The organism is Streptomyces sp. NPDC032161 (genome assembly GCF_040636995.1).
Lineage (GTDB): Bacteria > Actinomycetota > Actinomycetes > Streptomycetales > Streptomycetaceae > Streptomyces.
In genome coordinates, this window is record NZ_JBEZVN010000002.1 from 956189 (window position 1) to 974505 (window position 18317).

The following is an 18317-nucleotide window of genomic DNA, read 5'->3' on the forward strand; positions in this document are numbered from 1 at the left end:
GGACGTACCAGGGGCGCCGCTGTTCCCGGGGACGCGGCTCAGACTGCGATGACCTCCACACCCTGCTCAAGGTCCTTGAAATCGTCCGGTTTGCGCGTGTGGAGCGGCAGCCCTTCGGCCGCCGCCACAGCCGCGATCATCAGGTCCACGCGTCACGGACGGGGGTATCGCGCCGTATTGCGTTGCGATACAGCAGACCACGCTCCTGGGCCCCCGGGCGCAGCGCCGCGGACGGGTCAGGCCAGGGCCCGCTCGTAGCGGCGGGCCAGATCGGCCGCGCCGGCCTCCGTGAGGCTGCCGTGCAGGCGCATGCGGGCGATGCCGCCGTCGGGGAAGGCGTCGAGGCGGACGTGGGTGACGACCGCCGGGGCGCGGAGCGGGAAGCGGTGGAGGGTGTCGGGCTGGAGGCGGGTGCGGGGGATGATCTCGAACCATTCGCCGGTCTCGCCGTTCCGGCCGTGCAGGGCGATCCAGCCGGCCGCGTTGCCCTTGAGGCAGGCGGTGTCGATCTCGACCGCCCGGACCGCGCCCTGGGCGGGGAGGCGGAAGCGGACCCAGTCGTTCGTGTCGCGGACCCGGCGGCGGCGGTTCTCCCAGCCGTCGTCCATCCTGCGGGAGGTGCCGGGCAGGATGATCTGGGTCGGCGAGGAGTAGAAACGGTCCGAGGCGTCCTGGTGACTGCCGCCGTTCAGCACGGATACCAGGTCGAAGGTGCCGAGCGCGGCCAGCCAGGACGGGTCGGGCAGGACCTCGCCGTGGACGCGGAGGCGGGCGATGCCGCCGTCGGGGTGCTGGCAGAGGCGCAGGTGGGTGTGGCGGCGGCCGCTGGTGATCTCGAAGCCGTTGGCGGCGTGGCCGCGCACCGGGGTCGGCGGGACGATCTCCTCCCACTTCACGTCGTCCGCGAGGAGTTCCTCGGGGCCGGGGGCGCCGTCCACCGCCGTCGCCTGGATCGAGACGCGCTGCGGGTAGTTGCCGCGGAAGTGGGCCGTGTCGACGACGATGCCGCGGATGACGCCGGGGGCACCGAGACGGATCAGCGCCCAGTCGTGCTCGTCCGGGGCCGGGAACGGGTGGTGCGCGTCCGCGCCGCGCCGACGGCGGGTCTCCCAGCCGTCCATGACCTTGCCCTTGTGGCCGAAGCGCTCCGGGTCGAAGACCGCGCGTTCCGGGACGAGGAGGTTCTCGCGCTGGGCGAAGAACTCGTCGTTGGCGGCGATCACACCCGCGCCGAGGCGGCGGTCGGCGAGGTCGACGAGATCGGTGAACGGGAGGTCGGTGGTGCGGTAGTCGGCGTACGGGTCGCCGCCGCCGTACGGGGCCGCGTCGTTGGCGTGGGGGTCCTCGGTGGCGTTCTCGTGGTGGTTCTCGTGGGACTTCCCCTGCTGGTTCTCGTTCCGGTCGGAGGTCATGGGGCTACTGTCGCCACCACCGACCCGTCAGGTCCATCGAAAGTTACTGCACTGTCCGTGCAGTGGAAGTGAACGATGCGGCCGTCCCGACGAGCGCCGCGAGGACCCGGGCCACCGCGGGCCCGCGCTCGGCGCCTTGCCGCACCGCCGCCAGCACGTGGCGCCGCGGCTGGTCCGCCTCCAGTACGCGCATCACCACGCGGCCCCGGCGGCCGTACCGTTCCGCGGACGCCATGCGCGGGATCAGCGCCACCCCCATGCCCGCCTCGACCATGGCCAGGATCGCCGTCCAGCCCGCGGCGCTGTGCGCCTGCTCGGGTACGAACCCGGCGGCCTCGCACGCCGCCGTGGTGATCCGCGACCAGGGGCCGGAGCCGCCGAAGATCCAGGGGTCGTCGCGGAGGTCCGCGAGCCGGAGACCGGGCGCGGCGGCCAGGCGGTGGCCGACGGGCAGGGCCACGTCCAGCGGGTCGGCGAGCAGCGGCAGCACGGCGAACCGGGGGTCGTGGGACGCCGGGGCGTGGGCGGCGAGGGACAGCGCGAGGTCCGCGTCACCGGCGGCCAGCAGTTCGTACGCCTGCGCGGCCTCCGCCTCCCGCACCCGCACGTCCGGTCCCGGGCGGTCCTCGGCGCGCAGCCGCTGCACCGCCGGTACGACGAGGGCGGGCACCGCCGTGGAGAACGCCGCGACCCGTACCTCGCCGGCCTCGCCGCGCAGATAGCCGGTCAGTTCCGCGTCGGCGCGCTCCAACTGGGCGAAGACGGCCTCGGCGTGACGCAGCACGAGGTGCGCGGCGTCGGTGAGGCGGACCCGTCGCCCCTGGGCCTCCAGGAGCGGGACGCCGAGCTGCCGGGACAGGTTGGACAGTTGCTGCGAGACGGCCGACGGGGTCATCAGCAGCGCCTCGGCGGTCGCGGTGACCGTGCCCCGGTCGCGCAGCGTGCGAAGGACGCGGAGCTTCTTGACGTCCCAGTCGGTCATGTCCGCGCCCCGGTCATGACCGCGACCCGTCCGGCCGTCCGGCGACGAACCTGGGCCTCCGCCGTCCGGACACGCGTGCGCGCCGCTCGGCACGGGGTACCGACGGCGCACTCGGCGGGAACGGGGGTCTGCCCGACACGGGCCGATCGCCCGGACACGGGTCCGTCTCCCGGACCCGTCGGACCTGTCCCCCGGGGTTCGTCAGGCCTGCTTCTTGGACTTGTCGAAGATCATGACCAGACCCGCGATGACCACGAACAGGGCGATGGGGGCCACGACGTACAGGCCGACCGTCTCCATCACGCTCAGGCCCGGGCCGGGGTCGTCACCGTCGTCGCGGGTGAGCGCGAGCGCGGGGGACGACATGAGCAGCATCATCAGCGTCGTTCCGGCCGCGACGGCGCCGGCGCGCATAGCGTTCTTCTTGTCCACGGTGCAAACGTAGCGAACGCCCCCGACGGGCGCGCGCCCGGGGGTGCCGTACGGGCCTCGCGACCGCGCCCGGGCGGCGTACGGCCCTCGTACGGACCATGGACGAGCCGCCCGCGCCCGGGGCCGGGACGCCTCGGGATCAGGGCGGGGTCACGGCCGGGGCCCCGGCCCGGTACGCGTCGTCGGCCGCTCCGTCCCGTGTTCCTCGCGCGGACGGAAGACCTCCATCAGCCGGTGCAGCCGGGGCGCGGCGGCCAGTTCCTCCAGCGTGACCGCGTCGCCCTCCGCGTCGGCGAGGGGCAGCCGCCAGTTGGGGTACTGGTCCCAGGTGCCCGGAACGTTCTGCGGGCGGCGGTCGCCGAGCGCGTCGGGGAGCCAGACGCCGACCATGCGGGCGGGGGTGCGCAGCAGGAAGCGGTGCACGGCGCGGACGGCGCCCTCCTCGTCGCCCTCGCCCTCCGGGAGCAGCCGGAGCCGGGCGAGATGGCCGAGCCACTCGGCGGTGTCGTGGGCCTCCGCGGCCCGCTCCTCCGCGAGGCCGCGGGTGAGCAGGCCGAGGCCGTGACGCAGCGCCACATGATCGCCGGTCAGCCGGGCGGCGGTGGGCGGCAGGTCGTGCGTGGTGGCGGTGGCCAGGCAGCCCTCGCGCCACCGCTCGGGGGCGAGCGGGCGGCCGGTGCCGTCCCAGTCCCGTTCGAACCAGAGCACGGAGGTGCCGAGCACACCGCGGCGGGCCAGCGTCTCGCGCACCCACGGCTCGACCGTGCCGAGGTCCTCCCCCACGACGACGGCCCCGGCGCGGTGCGCCTCCAGCACCAGGACGGCGAGCATCGCCTCGGCGTCCTGGCCGACGTAGGTGCCTTCGGTGGGCGGGCGTCCCTCGGGCACCCACCAGAGCCGGAACAGGCCCATGACGTGGTCGATGCGCAGGGCCCCCGCGTGGGCGAGGAGCCCGCGCAGCAGTGTGCGGTACGGGGCGTAGCCGGACGCGGCGAGGGCGTCGGGGCGCCACGGGGGCAGCCCCCAGTCCTGGCCGTGGGCGTTGAAGGCGTCCGGGGGCGCGCCGACGGACATGCCGTGGGCGAAGGCGTCCCGCAGGGCCCAGGCGTCGGAGCCGCCCGGGTGCACGCCGACGGCGAGGTCGTGGACGATGCCGACGGCCATCCCCGCGTCCCGGGCCGCGCGCTGGGCGGCGGCGAGCTGTTCGTCGATCAGCCAGACGAGCCGGCAGTGGAAGTCGACCCGGTCGGCCAGAGCGCGGCGGGCCCGGGCGGTCTCCTCGGAGCGGGGGTCGCGCAGGGCGGTCGGCCAGGTGTGCCAGTCGGGTCCGTGCACCTCGGCGAGGGCGCACCACAGGGCGTGGTCCTCCAGGGCCTGCCCCTGTTCGGCCAGGAAGTCGCAGTAGGCGGCGCGGCGGCCCGGGGTGAGGGGGACGGCCCTGACGAGTTCGAGGGCCCGGCGCTTGAGCTCCCAGACGGCGTCCCGGTCGATCAGGGCGCCCTTGTCCAGGACGGTGTCGCCGAGCGCGGCGGCACCCTGTCGCAAGTCGTCGAGGGCGGCCCGGTCGGGTACGTGGCCGTACTCGGGGATCGATTCGACGTGCAGATGGACGGGGTCGGGAAAGCGCCGGGACGAGGGGCGGTACGGGGACGGGTCGGTGGGATCGCCGGGCACGGCGACGTGGAGCGGGTTGATCTGGATGAATCCGGCGCCGAGGGCGCGCCCCGACCAGGCGGCCAGATCGGCGAGGTCGCCGAGGTCGCCCATGCCCCAGGAGCGGGTGGAGAGCAGCGAGTAGAGCTGTACGAGGAAGCCGTGGCAGCGCCCGGGCGGGCCCGGCGCCCGGGGCGGGGCGACGACGAGCGTGGCGCCCGCGCTCCGGCCGCCCGGCGCGTGGGCGGACAACCGGTGCACGCCGAGCGGCGGTTCGCTCCACCAGACGGGGGCCGTCGGTCCGCCCGCGCCGGCGCCCGCCTCCGTGCCCGTACCGGCGGCCCCCGCGCCCGTCCTCGTGGTCCTGCCCGGACGAGCGCCCCGGCCCGGGGTCGTACCGCCGCCCGCTCCGGCGGGCGTGATCCGCATGGAGAGCGGCGGGGACGAACCGGCGTCCTCGAGGGCGATGTCGAGCCTGGTGCCGGGCGGCAGGGCGGTCAGTGCCGTGGGCGGCGGCTCCCCCGACCACACCACGAGCGTCGGCGGGAGGAGCGCGGAGCGGGCGGCGGACTCGGCGGCGACGAGCGAATCCCGTACCGAATCGGGGGTGGCGGCGTCCACGCCGAGCGCGGCGAGCACGGCGACGAGGGTGTCGTCGGGGACGGACACCGTGACACCGGCGGACGGGGAGTAGGAGGTGGCGACACCGTGCAGTGCGGCGAGCCGGGACAGGCCCATTCAGACTCCTGGGGACTCCATGCCCCACGTGCTGCCGGCGGTGGCCGGCTCGCTGGTCAGCGGGGCATTGACGGCGAGCGGGGGTTCGCTGGTCAACGGGGTGGCCTCGGCGAGCGGGGGCTCGCTGGTCAGGGGTATCGCGTCGGCGAGCGGTGGCTCGCTGGTCAGCGGGCCGGGTCCGGGCGCGGGGAACACGCCGGGCGACGACGGGCCGGGGAGCGGATCGGGACCGGATGCCTGTCGGGAGAGGGCGGAGAGCAGAAGCTGCGCGGCAGCGGACATGGTGGCCTCCTGGCCGTGGCGGAACAGGGCACAGCACGCCTACCCAGCGGGCCCGGCCGCAGACGCAGGCGATATCGCAACGAGTTCAACGTGCCCCGAGTCACATTCCGTTCCCCTGGGCCCGGTTCTCCGCAAGTCGTCCGTCGATTTCGGCCATTCGGCGTCATCCTTGGTGTCCCACGCCGATGACCGATCCTCCCTCACCACCTCCACGACATCGGGCATTTGCGGCACAACCGCCCCGTGCATTGACACCCTCGCGCGTGGGTGGTGGGCTCGGAAGCCACCGGTGGGGACCACGGAAGCACCATCGGCGAGAACGAGGCGAACGCCGGCCGGGGCGGAGGAAGCACCGTCGGCGGGAGCCGGGGAAGCGAGGGAGACGGGCGATGCGGCTCAGGTACCGGAAGCGGGCGACGGCCGTCGCGGTCGCCGTGCTCGGCGGGCTGCTCTCCACGGGAACGCCGGCCGCGGTCGCGGCCCCCTCGGTGCCCGGCTCCCCCACCGTCACCACGCCGGACCGCACGGACGAGGGCGCGCCCCCCGCCGTGTGGCCGCGCCCCCAGTCCATCGAGAGGTCCGGCCCGTCCGTCCCGCTCACCGCGGAGGTCACGCTCGTGGCCGACGCGGACGCCGATCCGTACGCCGTGGAGGCGCTCCGACAGGTCCTGCGGGGTGCGGGCGTGCGCACCGTCCACGAGACGCTGCCGGGCCGCGGCCCCGTCGTCCGGCTCGGCGGCGACAGTGCCGGGGCCGCGCTGCGCGCGCTGCGCGTCCCTGACCGCGGCGATCTGCCCTCCGGCGGCTACCGGCTCGCGGTCGGCCGGGTCGCGGGCCGCGACACCGTCGCCGTGGACGGCGTCGGCGAGGACGGCCTGTTCCACGGGGTGCAGACGCTGCGTCAGCTGCTCCGGGACGGCGGTGTCGCCGGGGTCACGGTCCGGGACTGGCCCGGCACCGCCGTGCGCGGGATGACGGAGGGCTTCTACGGGGAGCCGTGGACCCGGGCCGAACGGCTGGCGCAGATCGGCTTCATGGGGCGTACGAAGCAGAACCGGTATCTCTACGCGGCGGGTGACGACCCCTACCGTCAGGCCCGTTGGCGCGACCCCTACCCCGCCGACCGGAGGGCCGACTTCCGGGCGCTGGCCGAGCGGGCCCGTGCCGAGCACGTGACACTGGGCTGGGCGGTCGCCCCCGGTCAGAGCATGTGCATGGCGTCGGACGGCGACGTGCGGGCGCTGACGAAGAAGCTCGACGCGATGTGGGCGCTGGGCGTGCGGGCGTTCCAGCTGCAGTTCCAGGACGTCAGCTACAGCGAGTGGCACTGCGGCGACGACGCCGACACGTTCGGCAGGGGCCCCGAGGCGGCGGCCCGGGCACAGGCGCGGGTGGCGAGCGCGGTGGCGCGGCACCTCGCGGAACGCCATCCGGGTTCGGAGCCGCTGTCGGTGATGCCGACGGAGTTCTACCAGGACGGGGCGACCGCGTACCGCACGGCGCTCGCGAAGGAGTTGGACGACCGGGTGCAGGTCGCCTGGACCGGTGTCGGGGTCGTGCCCCGGACCATCACCGGCGGCGAACTGGCCGGTGCGCGGGCCGCGTTCCGGCATCCACTGATCACGATGGACAACTACCCGGTGAACGACTACGCGCAGGACCGCATCTTCCTGGGCCCGTACACCGGGCGGGACCCGGCGGTGGCGGCCGGTTCCGCGGCGCTGCTCGCGAACGCCATGGAGCAGCCGTCGGCGTCCCGCATCCCGCTGTTCACCACCGCGGACTTCGCGTGGAACCCGAAGGGGTACCGGCCGCAGGAGTCCTGGCGGGCGGCGATCGACGACCTCGCGGGCGGCGACGCCCGTGCCGGGGACGCGCTGCGCGCGCTGGCCGGGAACAGCGCGACGTCCGTCCTGGGCGGCGACGAGTCGGCGTACCTGCGGCCGCTGCTGGACGCCTTCTGGCGGTCGCGCACGGCGGAGGACGCCGCGACGCGGGACGGCGCCGAGCGCGCGCTGCGCGCCGCCTTCACGGTGATGCGCGAGGCCCCGCAGCGGCTGAAGGGCCCGGTCGGCGGGCGGCTCGACGAGGAAGTGCGGCCGTGGACCGAGCAGTTGTCCCGGTACGGCCGGGCGGGCGAACTGGCCGTCGACCTGCTGGGGGCCCAGCGGCGCGGCGACGGCGCCGCCGCGTGGCGGGCGTCCCTGGCGCTGGAGCCGCTGCACCGGGCGACGAAGAAGAGCGGCGCGACGGTCGGTGCGGGGGTGCTGGGCCCGTTCCTGGACCGGGTGCGCCGGGAGGCGGACGCCTGGACCGGCGCGGACCGGAAGGCGGGCACGGTGACCCGGGCGCCGGGCAGTTACACGGTGCGGCTGGACCGGGCCCGTCCGGTGGAGACGGTGACGGCGATGACGGTGCCCGGGAGCGGCCCGGCGGCCGGAGCGACGCTGGAGGCACACGTGCCCGGCGAGGGCTGGCGTCGGCTGGGCCCGGTGTCGGGGACGGGCTGGACCCAGACGCCGGTCCGAGGGCTGCGCGCGGACGCGATCCGGATCGGCTGGCCCGTCGACGGTCCGGCCACTCCCCCGGTCATCACGGGCACGCTGCCGCCCATCGTCCCGAAGAGCACGAGCGGGAGCGACACCTCCGGGGTCTCCGGGGGCGATGCGTCCGGGAACGGACTGACCGCCGGCGGACCCTCCGCGCCCGGGAGCGGGAACGACGCCCCCGGGGACGCGGCGGCTCCGCGCGTACGGGCGCTCGTGCCGTGGTTCGGCGACGAACCGGCCGCCCGGCTCGACCTCGCGCGCGGCGAGACGGACGCCGAGATCGGCGGCGGGCCGCAGCGGGTCCGGGCCCGGCTGGCCGCCCGGCGCCCCGCCGAGGTGCGGGGCAGGCTCACCGCGCAGGCTCCCGAGGGCATCGAGGTGAGCGTGCCGAAGCAGACGAGGGTGCCGCGCGGCTCCCGTACCGATGTCCCCGTCGAGATCACCGTCCCGGCGGGCACCCCGGCGGGCGAGTACGAGGTGCCGATCGGCTTCGGCGAGGAACGCAGCACGCTCACCGTCCGGGCGTATCCCCGCACCGGGGGTCCCGACCTGCTGCGCACCGCCACCGCGTCCTCCTCGGGTGACGAGACCCCGGACTTCCCGGCGTCGGCCGCCTCCGACGGCGATCCGGAGACCCGCTGGTCCTCACCGGTCGAGGACGGCGCCTGGTGGCAGGCGGAATTGTCGAGTCCGGTCCGGGTCGGCCAGGTGGTGCTGCACTGGCAGGACGCCTACGCCTCCCGTTACCGCGTCCAGGTCTCCCCGGACGGGCGGACCTGGCGCACGGCGGCGACCGTGCGGGACGGGCGCGGCGGGCGCGAGTCGGTGCGGATGGACGCGAAGGACACCCGCTTCATCCGTGTCCAGGGCGATGCCCGGGGCACCGAGTTCGGCTACTCGCTCTGGGCCGTGGAGGCGTACGCCGTCGCCGGGACGGAGTAACGCGGGGCGGAGCGACGCCGTCGCCGGTCCGCATGCGGCAACGTCATGCGCGGGCCGGGCACGGCTGCGCAGGCCCGCGTCCCCGGGCCCGGCCCCGGGGACGACGAAGGCCCGGATCCTAGGCTGATACGCCGTCGATCCGGGCCATCGCGTCGTCCGCGCCGAAGGGTTGCAAGTACGGCAACCAGCGCGGGTCGCGATGGCCCGTGCCGATGATGCGCCAGGCGAGGCCCGTGGGCGGGGCGGGCTGCTGGTGCAGCCGCCAGCCGAGCTCGGGCAGGTGCCGGTCGGCCTTGACGTGGTTGCAGCGGCGGCAGGCCGCGACCACGTTGTCCCAGGAGTGCTGACCGCCGCGGCTGCGCGGGATGACGTGGTCGACGCTGGTCGCGGCGGCGCCGCAGTACATGCAGCGGCCTCCGTCACGGGCGAACAGCGCCCGGCGGGTCAGGGGCACGGGCCCCCGGTAGGGAACCCGTACGAACCGTTTCAGCCGGACGACACTGGGCGCCGGGACGACCCGGGTGGCACTGTGCATGAAGGCGCCGGACTCCTCGAGACAGATGGCCTTGTTTTCGAGCACGAGGACGAGAGCGCGGCGGAGCGGTACGACGCCGAGCGGCTCGTACGACGCGTTGAGAACCAGGACATGCGGCACGGTGGACGCCTCCTTGTACGCCGGCGGCGCGTGGCTCGCGCCGGGACGATCCGATCCGATTTTCTCCTCACGCCCGGTCGAAGCGCCACCACGTGCGGGTAACGGGCCGGAAGGATTTTTCGTCGTCACCGGCCGCCCGGCCCCGTCGACGCCCGTCGGCACGGGCTCCTCGGGGCCCGCCGCGGCGGAGACGACCGTCCGGTGTGTGATCGGCCACATGTGCGCCCCAGCGCCCCCGTAACGCCTCCGTCCGCTCGGTCGCGACGGTGGTGCTCGTTCGCTGCCCCGTTAGTGTGGTGGGCCTGTCGCACCCCGTCCGGAGGTTCCGTCGTGTCCCTGTCCGCCCTGTTGACCGCAGCCCCGTCACCCGGGGCCGGCAGCTCGCTCGACGAGGCCGCCGAGCAGGCCGGGAACGCCGCGAGCTGGGTGGAGGAGAACTGGTCCACCTGGCTGAGCATCGGTCTGCGCATCGTGCTCATCATCGCGATCGCGATCGTGCTGCGGACCGCCGTCCGGCGCGCCCTCACCAAGCTCATAGAACGGATGAACCGCAGCGCCCAGGCCGTGGAGGGCACCGCCCTGGGCGGGCTGCTGGTCAACGCGGAACGCCGCCGTCAGCGCTCCGAGGCGATCGGTTCCGTGCTGCGTTCGGTGGCGTCGTTCCTGATCCTCGGCACGGCCTGCCTGATGATCCTGGGCGCGTTCCAGATCAACCTCGCCCCGCTGCTGGCCTCCGCGGGCGTGGCCGGTGTGGCGATCGGTTTCGGCGCCCGCAACCTGGTCACCGACTTCCTGTCCGGCGTCTTCATGATCCTGGAGGACCAGTACGGCGTCGGCGACACCATCGACGCGGGCGTGGCCAGCGGCGAGGTCATCGAGGTCGGCCTGCGGGTCACCAAGCTGCGCGGCGACAACGGCGAGATCTGGTACGTGCGCAACGGCGAGGTGAAGCGGATCGGCAACCTCAGCCAGGGCTGGTCGACGGCCGGTGTCGACGTGATGCTGCACCCCTCGGAGGACCTCGACCGGGTCCGCACGGTGATCGACGAGGCCGCCGCCGCGATGGCCAAGGAGGACCCGTGGAACGAGCGGCTGTGGGGCCCGGTGGAGATCCTGGGCCTGAGCGACGTGCTGCTGGACTCGATGACGGTCCGGGTCGCGGCGAAGACGATGCCCGGCAAGGCGGTGGGCGTGGAGCGCGAGCTGCGCTGGCGGATCAAGCGGGCCTTCGACGAGGCGGGCATCCGGATCGTCGGCGGCGTCCCGGCCCAGGTGGAGGAGGAGCCCGCCCCCGACCCGTCGGCCGCGGTGGCCGCCCCGTCGGCGTTCGCGTCGGCGACCTCGCCGCAGTCCCTGGCCACGAACCCGATCACCCCGCCGTCGAACCTGTCGAAGTAGCCGGTACTTCCCGAACGCGCCCGGAGGGGCACGCATGGATCCGTTGGTCCGCGCGTGCCCCTTCGGCCGTCCCGCGGCCCGCACTCCGGCTCTCCGAAAGACCGGCCGCCGCCCCCGCTCCCCGACCCCGGCTCCACGGCCCCCAGGGAGGTCGGAGGCAACCGAACGGCCGCCTCCACGTAACGCTTTGGTTGCCGCAGCGATGCTGACCATTGACGACCCGGCCGCGGCGCCATACCGTCCTCTCACTGAATAGGAAAGTTTCCTAACAACTTTCCGAACAACCTTTCCGAACACAGGGCAGGTGGAGCTCATGGCCGGAACCACACCGGGCACCCCCCGCGTTCTGCGAGCCATGAACGACCGGGCCGCCCTCGATCTGATGCTGGAGCACGGACCGCTCTCCCGCACGAGGATCGGCAAGCTGACCGGGCTCTCCAAGCCCACCGCCTCGCAGCTGCTGGCGCGGCTGGAGGCGGCCGGACTGGTCGTCGCCACCGGGACGGTGGCGGGGCGGCCCGGGCCCAACGCCCAGCTGTACGCGGTGAACGCGCGGGCCGCGCACGTCGCGGGGCTGGACGTGAACGCCCGGCGGATCCTCGCCGCGGTCGCCGACGTGACCGGCGAGACGGTCGGGGAGTTCGAGCTGCGCACCCCGGGCCGGCGCACCGACTCCGTGGTGCGGCAGGTGGCGGACGCCCTGGACGGGGCGGTCAAGGACGCCGGGCTCACCCGCTCCGAGATCCACCGGGTCGTCATCGGCACCCCGGGCGCCTTCGACCCCGGCACCGGACGGCTGCGGTACGCCTCGCACCTGCCGGGCTGGCACTCCCCCGCGCTGCTGGACGAGCTGGCCGCGTTCCTGCCGATGCCGGTCGAGTACGAGAACGACGTGAACCTGGTCGCGGTGGCCGAACAACGGCTCGGCGCGGCGCGGGGGCACGACGACTTCGTCCTGCTGTGGAACGAGGAGGGGCTCGGCGCCGCCCTCGTGATCAACGGACGGCTGCACCGCGGCTTCACCGGCGGCGCCGGTGAGGTCGGCTTCCTGCCGGTGCCGGGCGCACCACTGGTCCGGCAGGTCACCAAGGCGAACTCGGGCGGGTTCCAGGAGCTGGCGGGCGCCCAGGTGCTGGCCCGACTGGCCCGGGAGCTCGGCATCGACGACGACACGGTCCGCGCCCCCGGCACCCATCACGAGGTGGCGTCCCGGCTGATCGCCAGGGCCGCCGAGGTCGCGGAGGCGGGCGAGGAAGGCCCGTACACGCGGCTCCTCGACCGGTTCGCCACCGCGCTCGCGACCGGGCTGGCGTCCATGGTCGCCGTGCTGGACCCGGAACTCGTCGTGCTGTCCGGCGACGTGATCGCGGCCGGCGGGGAACCCCTGCGCGGCCGGGTGGAGTCCGAACTCACCGAACTGTCCGCCTCCCGGCCCCGGTTGATCGCCGGTGCCGTGACGCATCGCCCCGTCCTGCGCGGCGCGCTGGAGAGCGCCCTCGTCACCACCCGCGACGAGGTCTTCGACACCTCGCGCTGACTGCGCACCCCGCTCCGACGTCCGCCCGTCCCTCCGAATCCGCTCCTCATCCCCACTCCGTACGTCACCCCTCCGCACCTCGTACTCGGGAGTCACCGTCATGTCCGCAGTCCGCCGGAAGTCGGCCGCCGCGCTCGCCGCGGCCGCCGCGCTCACGCTGTTCGCCTCCGCCTGTACCGGCCAGAGCAACTCCGGTGCCACGGACGACGCGTCCAAGGAAACCACCATCACCTTCTGGCACGGCTGGAGCGCCCCGGGCGAGGTCAAGGCGATCCAGGACACGGTCGACGCCTTCCGCAAGAAGCACCCGAACATAAAGGTGGACGTCGTCGGCAACATGACCGACGACAAGATCAACCAGGCGCTGCGGGCGGGCGGTTCGAAGGCTCCGGACGTCGTCTCGTCGTTCACCACGAACAACGTCGGAAAGTTCTGTTCCTCGAAGGCGTTCGTCGATCTGAACCCGTTCCTGAAGCGGGACGGCATCGACCCGGACAAGACGTTCCCGAAGGCGATGAACGAGTACACGCAGTTCGACGGCGTGCGCTGCACCGTTCCGCTGCTCGGCGACGCGTACGGCCTCTACTACAACAAGGACGCGTTCAAGGAAGCCGGAATCGCCGCCCCGCCGAAGACCTGGTCCGAACTGGCCACGATCGCAAAGAAGTTGACCAGGACCAAGGGCGACTCGTACGAGCGGCTCGGGTTCATGCCGAACTACCACGGCTACGAGTCGACGACGGAGCACTACCTCGGCGGCTGGGACCCGGAGTACTTCGACGCGGACGGCAGGTCGAACATCGCCGAGGACCCGGCGTTCGCCGCGATGCTCACCACCCAGAAGAAGCTGGTCGACGGCCTCGGCGGGTTCGAGAAGCTGGAGAAGTACCGCACGTCGTTCGGTGACGAGTGGGGGGCCAAGCACCCGTTCCACACCGGCCAGGTGGCCATGCAGCTGGACGGCCCGTGGCGGCTCGGGATGGCCGAGGAGAGCAAGCCCGGGTTCGAGATCGGTGTGGCCCCGATGCCCGTCGCCGACGACCAGGCCGACACCTACGGCAAGGGCTACATCACGGGCACCATCGCGGGGATCGCCGCCACCTCGGAGAAGCAGAACGCGGCCTGGGAACTGGTCAAGTTCATGACGACCGACACGGACGCGGTCGTGAACTTCTCCAACGCCATCCACAACGTGCCGTCCACGCTGGCCGCACTGAAGTCGCCGAAGCTGAAGTACGATCCGCGGTTCAAGACGTTCCTGGACATCGCCGCCGACCCGAACAGCACCACCACCCCGCCCTCGGTGAACGGCGGCGCGTACCTGGTGTCCCTGCAGAACCTCGGGTTCGACATCGAGAAGGGCGTGCAGAAGGACATCGGGGCGGGCCTGAAGAAGACCGCCGCCGAGATCGACGCGGCGATCGCGCAGGCGAAGTAGCACCGCGATGAGCAAGCGTACGGACGCACTCGCACCGCCGGTGAAGCGCCGGGGGCCGACCCTCGGCGCGAAACGCGGAAGAGCGGCCCTGTGGACCGCGGCCTTCATGTCACCGTGGCTGATCGGGTTCTGCTTCTTCTTCGCCTACCCGCTGATCTCCACGCTCTACTTCTCCTTCACCTCCTACGACGGTTTCACGGCTCCCGAGTTCAGCGGGCTGAAGAACTGGCAGTTCGTCTTCGGCGACTACCCGCTGTTCTGGCCGGCACTGCGCAACACGCTCTGGCTGGTCGTGGTGATGGTGGCCTGCAGGGTGGTGTTCGGCCTCGGCGTCGGGCTGCTCATCACCAAGATCAAGACAGGGGCCGGGGTCTTCCGCACCCTGTTCTACCTGCCGTACCTGGCGCCGCCGGTCGCGGCGACGCTCGCCTTCGTCTTCCTGCTCAACCCCGGTACGGGGCCGGCCAATTCGATCCTCGGGGCGCTTGGACTGCCCACGCCCGGCTGGTTCACCGACGCCACCTGGTCCAAGCCCGCGCTGACCGCGCTCGCGGTGTGGGGGGTGGGCGACCTGATGGTGATCTTCATGGCCGCGCTGCTCGACGTGCCGAAGGAGCAGTACGAGGCGGCGGAGCTGGACGGGGCGGGCCCGTTCCAGCGGTTCCGCTTCGTCACCCTGCCGAACATCGCGCCGATCGTGATGTTCGCCGTGGTCACCGGGATCATCCAGGCGATGCAGTACTACACCCAGCCACTCGTGGCCGGGAAGGTCGCCTCGGGTGTGATGGGCGGCTCCGGGCAGCAGTTCGAACCCGGCTATCCCGACAAGTCGACACTGACGCTTCCACAGCTCGTCTACAACCTCGGCTTCCAGCGCTTCGACTACGGCTCCGCCTGTGTGACCGCGCTCGTTCTGTTCCTCCTCGCCATGGCGTTCACCGCACTGCTGATGCGGCGCCGCGGCGGGCTGATCCAGGCAGGTGAGTGACGTGGCCCAGGCACTGGACACCCGAGCGACGGCGTCCGACGCGGCACCGGCGCCCGACCCGGTCACCCCGGCCGGTCGCGCGGCGCGCCGCAAGGCGCTGCTGAACTGGATCGCCGTGCACGCACTCGGCGTCGCGGCGGCGCTGTTCTTCGTGCTGCCGTTCGTCTTCCTGGTGCTCACCTCGCTGATGAGCGACCAGCAGGCGCTGACCCGCGATCTGTGGCCGCACCCCTTCGAGTGGGGCAACTACAAGAAGGTGTTCGACACCCCGGGCTTCCTGACCTGGTGGAAGAACACCCTGCTGTACGCGGGGCTCGGCACGGTCCTGACGGTCGTCTCGTCGGTGCCCGTGGCGTACGCGCTCGCCAAGTTCCGCTTCCGCGGCCGGCATCTGTCGCTGATGCTCGTCATCTCGATGATGATGCTGCCGCCGCAGGTCGTCGTCATCCCGATGTACCTGTTCTGGGCGAAGCAACTGGACCTGTCCGGCACGCTCTGGCCGCTGATCATCCCGATGGCGTTCGGCGACGCGTTCTCCATCTTCCTGCTGCGGCAGTTCCTGCTGACCATCCCGGACGAGTACCTGGACGCGGCGAAGGTCGACGGCTGCGGCGAACTGCGCACCCTGCTGCGGGTGGTGCTGCCCATGGCCAAGCCGGGCATCGCGGCCGTCGCGCTCTTCCAGTTCTTCTACGCCTGGAACGACTACTTCGGCCCGCAGATCTACGCCTCCGAGAACCCGGCCGCCTGGACCCTCAGTTACGGACTGGAGTCGTTCAAGGGGGCGCACCACACCGACTGGAACCTGACCATGGCCGCGACCGTACTGGTCATGGCCCCCGTGATCCTCGTCTTCTTCTTCGCCCAGAAGGCGTTTGTCGAGGGCGTCACACTGACCGGAGTAAAGGGCTGACCATGAAGCTCGCTGTAGTGGGTGGCGGGTCCACCTACACCCCTGAACTGATCGACGGATTCGCCCGGCTGCGGGACACGCTGCCCATCGAGGAGCTGGTGCTCGTCGACCCTGCGGCCGACCGCCTGGAACTCGTGGGCGGCCTCGCCCGGCGGATCTTCGCCAAGCAGGGCCACCCGGGGCGGATCGTCACCACCGCGGACCTGGACGCGGGCGTCGCCGACGCCGACGCGGTCCTGCTCCAGCTGCGCGTCGGCGGCCAGGCCGCCCGCAACCAGGACGAGACCTGGCCGCTGGAGTGCGGCTGCATCGGCCAGGAGACCACCGGCGCGGGCGGCCTCGCCAAGGCGCTGCGCACCGTCCCGGTCGTCCTGGACATCGCGGAGCGGGTCCGCCGCACCAACCCGAACGCCTGGATCATCGACTTCACCAACCCGGTCGGCATCGTCACCCGGGCGCTGCTCCAGGCCGGGCACAAGGCCGTCGGCCTGTGCAACGTGGCGATCGGCTTCCAGCGGAAGTTCGCCCGGCTGCTCGACGTCACCCCTGACCAGGTGCACCTCGACCACGTCGGACTCAACCACCTGACCTGGGAGCTGGGGGTCCGCCTCGGCGGCCCGGACGGCGAGAACGTCCTGCCGAGGCTGCTCGCCGAGCACGGCGACACGATCGCGGGCGACCTGCGCATGCCCCGGGCGATCGTCGACCGCCTCGGCGTCGTCCCCTCGTACTACCTGCGGTACTTCTACGCGCACGACGAGGTCGTGCGGGAACTGGGCACCAAGCCGTCCCGGGCGGCCGAGGTGGCCGCGATGGAGAAGGAGCTCCTCGCCATGTACGGCGACCCGGCGCTGGACGAGAAGCCCGCGCTGCTCGCCAAGCGCGGCGGCGCCTTCTACTCCGAGGCGGCCGTGGACCTGGCGTCCTCGCTGCTCGGCTCGGGCGGCTCCCCGGTGCAGGTGGTCAACACGTACAACAACGGGACGCTGCCGTTCCTGCCGGACGACGCGGTGATCGAGGTGCAGGCCCGGGTCGACGGCACGGGGGCGACCCCGCTCCCCGTGCCGGAGCTGGACCCGCTCTACGCGGGCCTGATCGCCAACGTGACCGCGTACGAGAACCTGGCCCTGGAGGCGGCGCTGCGCGGTGGGCGGGCCACCGGGCGGGCGGGAGGGAGGGACGCGGTGTTCAAGGCGCTGCTCGCGCATCCTCTGATCGGCCAGTTCGAGTACGCCGAGGCGCTCACCGACAAGCTGATCGCGCACAACCGGGAGCACCTGGCGTGGGCGTGAACGCTTCGGTCCTCGCGATCGACGCCGGGAACAGCAAGACCGACGTGGCCGTGATCGGCACCGAGGGAACGATTCTGTCGGCCGCTCGTGGCGGTGGTTTCCAGCCACCGGTGGTGGGCGTGGCGGCGGCCGTCGACGCGCTGGGCGCGATCGTCGGCCGGGCGCTGGAGCTGTCCGGCGTCCCGTCCGGCGGCGTGAGGCACGTGTCGGCCTGTCTCGCCAACGCCGACCTCCCGGTGGAGGAGGAGGAGTTGGCGACGGCGCTGCGTGCCCGGGGCTGGGGCGAATCGGTCGAGGTGCGCAACGACACCTTCGCGATCCTGCGCGCGGGTGTGGACGAGCCCCGGGGCGTGGCGGTCGTCTGCGGTGCGGGCATCAACTGCGTCGGCATGCTGCCGGACGGGCGGACCGCACGCTTCCCCGCGATAGGCCGCATCTCCGGTGACTGGGGCGGCGGTTCGGGGCTGGCCGAGGAGGCGATGTGGTTCGCCGCGCGGGCCGAGGACGGTCGCGGTGAGCCGACCGAACTGGCCCGCGCACTGCCCGCGCACTTCGGGCTCGACTCGATGTACGCGCTGATCGAGGCGCTGCATCTGGGCCGGATCGAGTCCGAGCGGCGCTACGAGCTGACCCCGGTGCTCTTCGCGACGGCCGCGGCCGGGGACGCGGTGGCGGGTGCGCTGGTGGACCGGCTGGCGGAGGAGGTCGTCTCGATGGCGTCGGTGGCGCTGGGCCGACTGGGTCTGCTGGCCGAGGAGGCTCCGGTGGTGCTGGGCGGCGGGGTGCTGGCGGCCCGTCACCCCCGGCTGGACGAAAGGATCGCGGACCTCCTCGCGGTACGGGCCCCGAAGGCGGTCGTCCGGGTGGTGACGGAGCCCCCGGTGCTGGGGGCCGCGCTGCTGGGCCTGGACCGGACGGGGGCACCGGCCGAGGTGCACGAGAGGCTGCGCGCGCTGTACCGCCGCTGACCGACCGGCCCGGCCCCTCTCTCCGGGGGGCGCCCCGTCCTCCTCCGGGAACGTCCCCCGGCTTCCGGGCTTCCGGGCTTCCGGGCTTCCGGGCTTCCGGGCTTCCGGGCTTCCGGGCTTCCGGGCTTCCGGGCTTCC

14 protein-coding genes are annotated in these 18317 nt (G+C 73.1%); 8 read left to right on the top strand and 6 right to left on the bottom strand.

Annotated features, from left to right (window positions below):
- Positions 1–236 precede the first annotated feature (236 nt).
- From alc to AB0E67_RS09960, 5 genes are all read right to left on the bottom strand, one after another.
- Positions 237–1412 (bottom strand): allantoicase, encoded by a 1176-nt coding sequence (gene alc, locus AB0E67_RS09940; protein WP_362023304.1) that lies wholly within the window; start codon positions 1410–1412, stop codon positions 237–239.
- Between the two features lie 43 nt (positions 1413–1455).
- Positions 1456–2394: a LysR substrate-binding domain-containing protein gene (locus AB0E67_RS09945; protein ID WP_362023306.1), complete on the bottom strand. Its 939-nt coding sequence runs from the start codon at positions 2392–2394 to the stop codon at positions 1456–1458.
- A 201-nt stretch (positions 2395–2595) separates the two neighbouring features.
- The gene (locus AB0E67_RS09950; protein ID WP_351626463.1) at positions 2596–2826 is read right to left on the bottom strand and encodes a hypothetical protein; all 231 of its coding nucleotides are present in this window, start codon (positions 2824–2826) and stop codon (positions 2596–2598) included.
- 150 nt (positions 2827–2976) lie between these two features.
- Positions 2977–5217: a 4-alpha-glucanotransferase gene (gene malQ / locus AB0E67_RS09955; RefSeq protein WP_362023309.1), complete on the bottom strand. Its 2241-nt coding sequence runs from the start codon at positions 5215–5217 to the stop codon at positions 2977–2979.
- Positions 5218–5499 carry a hypothetical protein gene (locus AB0E67_RS09960; protein WP_362023312.1) on the bottom strand — a complete coding sequence of 94 codons (282 nt, stop codon included), beginning with the start codon at positions 5497–5499 and terminating at the stop codon, positions 5218–5220.
- A 389-nt stretch (positions 5500–5888) separates the two neighbouring features.
- Here AB0E67_RS09960 and AB0E67_RS09965 point away from each other — a divergent pair, with 389 nt between their 5' ends.
- On the top strand, positions 5889–8990 hold the full coding sequence (locus tag AB0E67_RS09965; RefSeq protein WP_362023315.1) for a beta-N-acetylglucosaminidase domain-containing protein: 3102 nt from the start codon (positions 5889–5891) through the stop codon (positions 8988–8990).
- Between the two features lie 118 nt (positions 8991–9108).
- On the opposite strand, the gene AB0E67_RS09970 is transcribed toward AB0E67_RS09965, so the two are convergent.
- The gene (locus AB0E67_RS09970; RefSeq protein ID WP_351518123.1) at positions 9109–9645 is read right to left on the bottom strand and encodes an HNH endonuclease; all 537 of its coding nucleotides are present in this window, start codon (positions 9643–9645) and stop codon (positions 9109–9111) included.
- A 330-nt stretch (positions 9646–9975) separates the two neighbouring features.
- Here AB0E67_RS09970 and AB0E67_RS09975 point away from each other — a divergent pair, with 330 nt between their 5' ends.
- From AB0E67_RS09975 to AB0E67_RS10005, 7 genes are all read left to right on the top strand, one after another.
- Entirely contained in the window at positions 9976–11043 is a 1068-nt protein-coding gene (locus AB0E67_RS09975) for a mechanosensitive ion channel family protein (protein WP_362023318.1), read from the top strand.
- A 313-nt stretch (positions 11044–11356) separates the two neighbouring features.
- The gene (locus AB0E67_RS09980) at positions 11357–12580 is read left to right on the top strand and encodes an ROK family transcriptional regulator (protein ID WP_362023321.1); all 1224 of its coding nucleotides are present in this window, start codon (positions 11357–11359) and stop codon (positions 12578–12580) included.
- A 100-nt stretch (positions 12581–12680) separates the two neighbouring features.
- Positions 12681–14018 (top strand): ABC transporter substrate-binding protein, encoded by a 1338-nt coding sequence (locus AB0E67_RS09985; protein WP_362023324.1) that lies wholly within the window; start codon positions 12681–12683, stop codon positions 14016–14018.
- 106 nt (positions 14019–14124) lie between these two features.
- Positions 14125–15006, top strand: coding sequence for a sugar ABC transporter permease (locus tag AB0E67_RS09990; RefSeq protein WP_351518167.1), 882 nt, complete (start codon positions 14125–14127; stop codon positions 15004–15006).
- Positions 15007–15019: 13 nt separating this feature from the next.
- Positions 15020–15919 carry a carbohydrate ABC transporter permease gene (locus tag AB0E67_RS09995; RefSeq protein ID WP_362023639.1) on the top strand — a complete coding sequence of 300 codons (900 nt, stop codon included), beginning with the start codon at positions 15020–15022 and terminating at the stop codon, positions 15917–15919.
- A 2-nt stretch (positions 15920–15921) separates the two neighbouring features.
- Positions 15922–17211, top strand: a complete 1290-nt coding sequence (locus AB0E67_RS10000; RefSeq protein WP_362023327.1) for a 6-phospho-beta-glucosidase — start codon at positions 15922–15924, stop codon at positions 17209–17211.
- Complete coding sequence (locus AB0E67_RS10005; protein ID WP_362023330.1) at positions 17202–18179, top strand: BadF/BadG/BcrA/BcrD ATPase family protein; 978 nt, start codon at positions 17202–17204, stop codon at positions 18177–18179. Before AB0E67_RS10000 ends, AB0E67_RS10005 begins: the two co-directional genes overlap by 10 nt.
- The last annotated feature ends 138 nt before the right edge of the window (positions 18180–18317 follow it).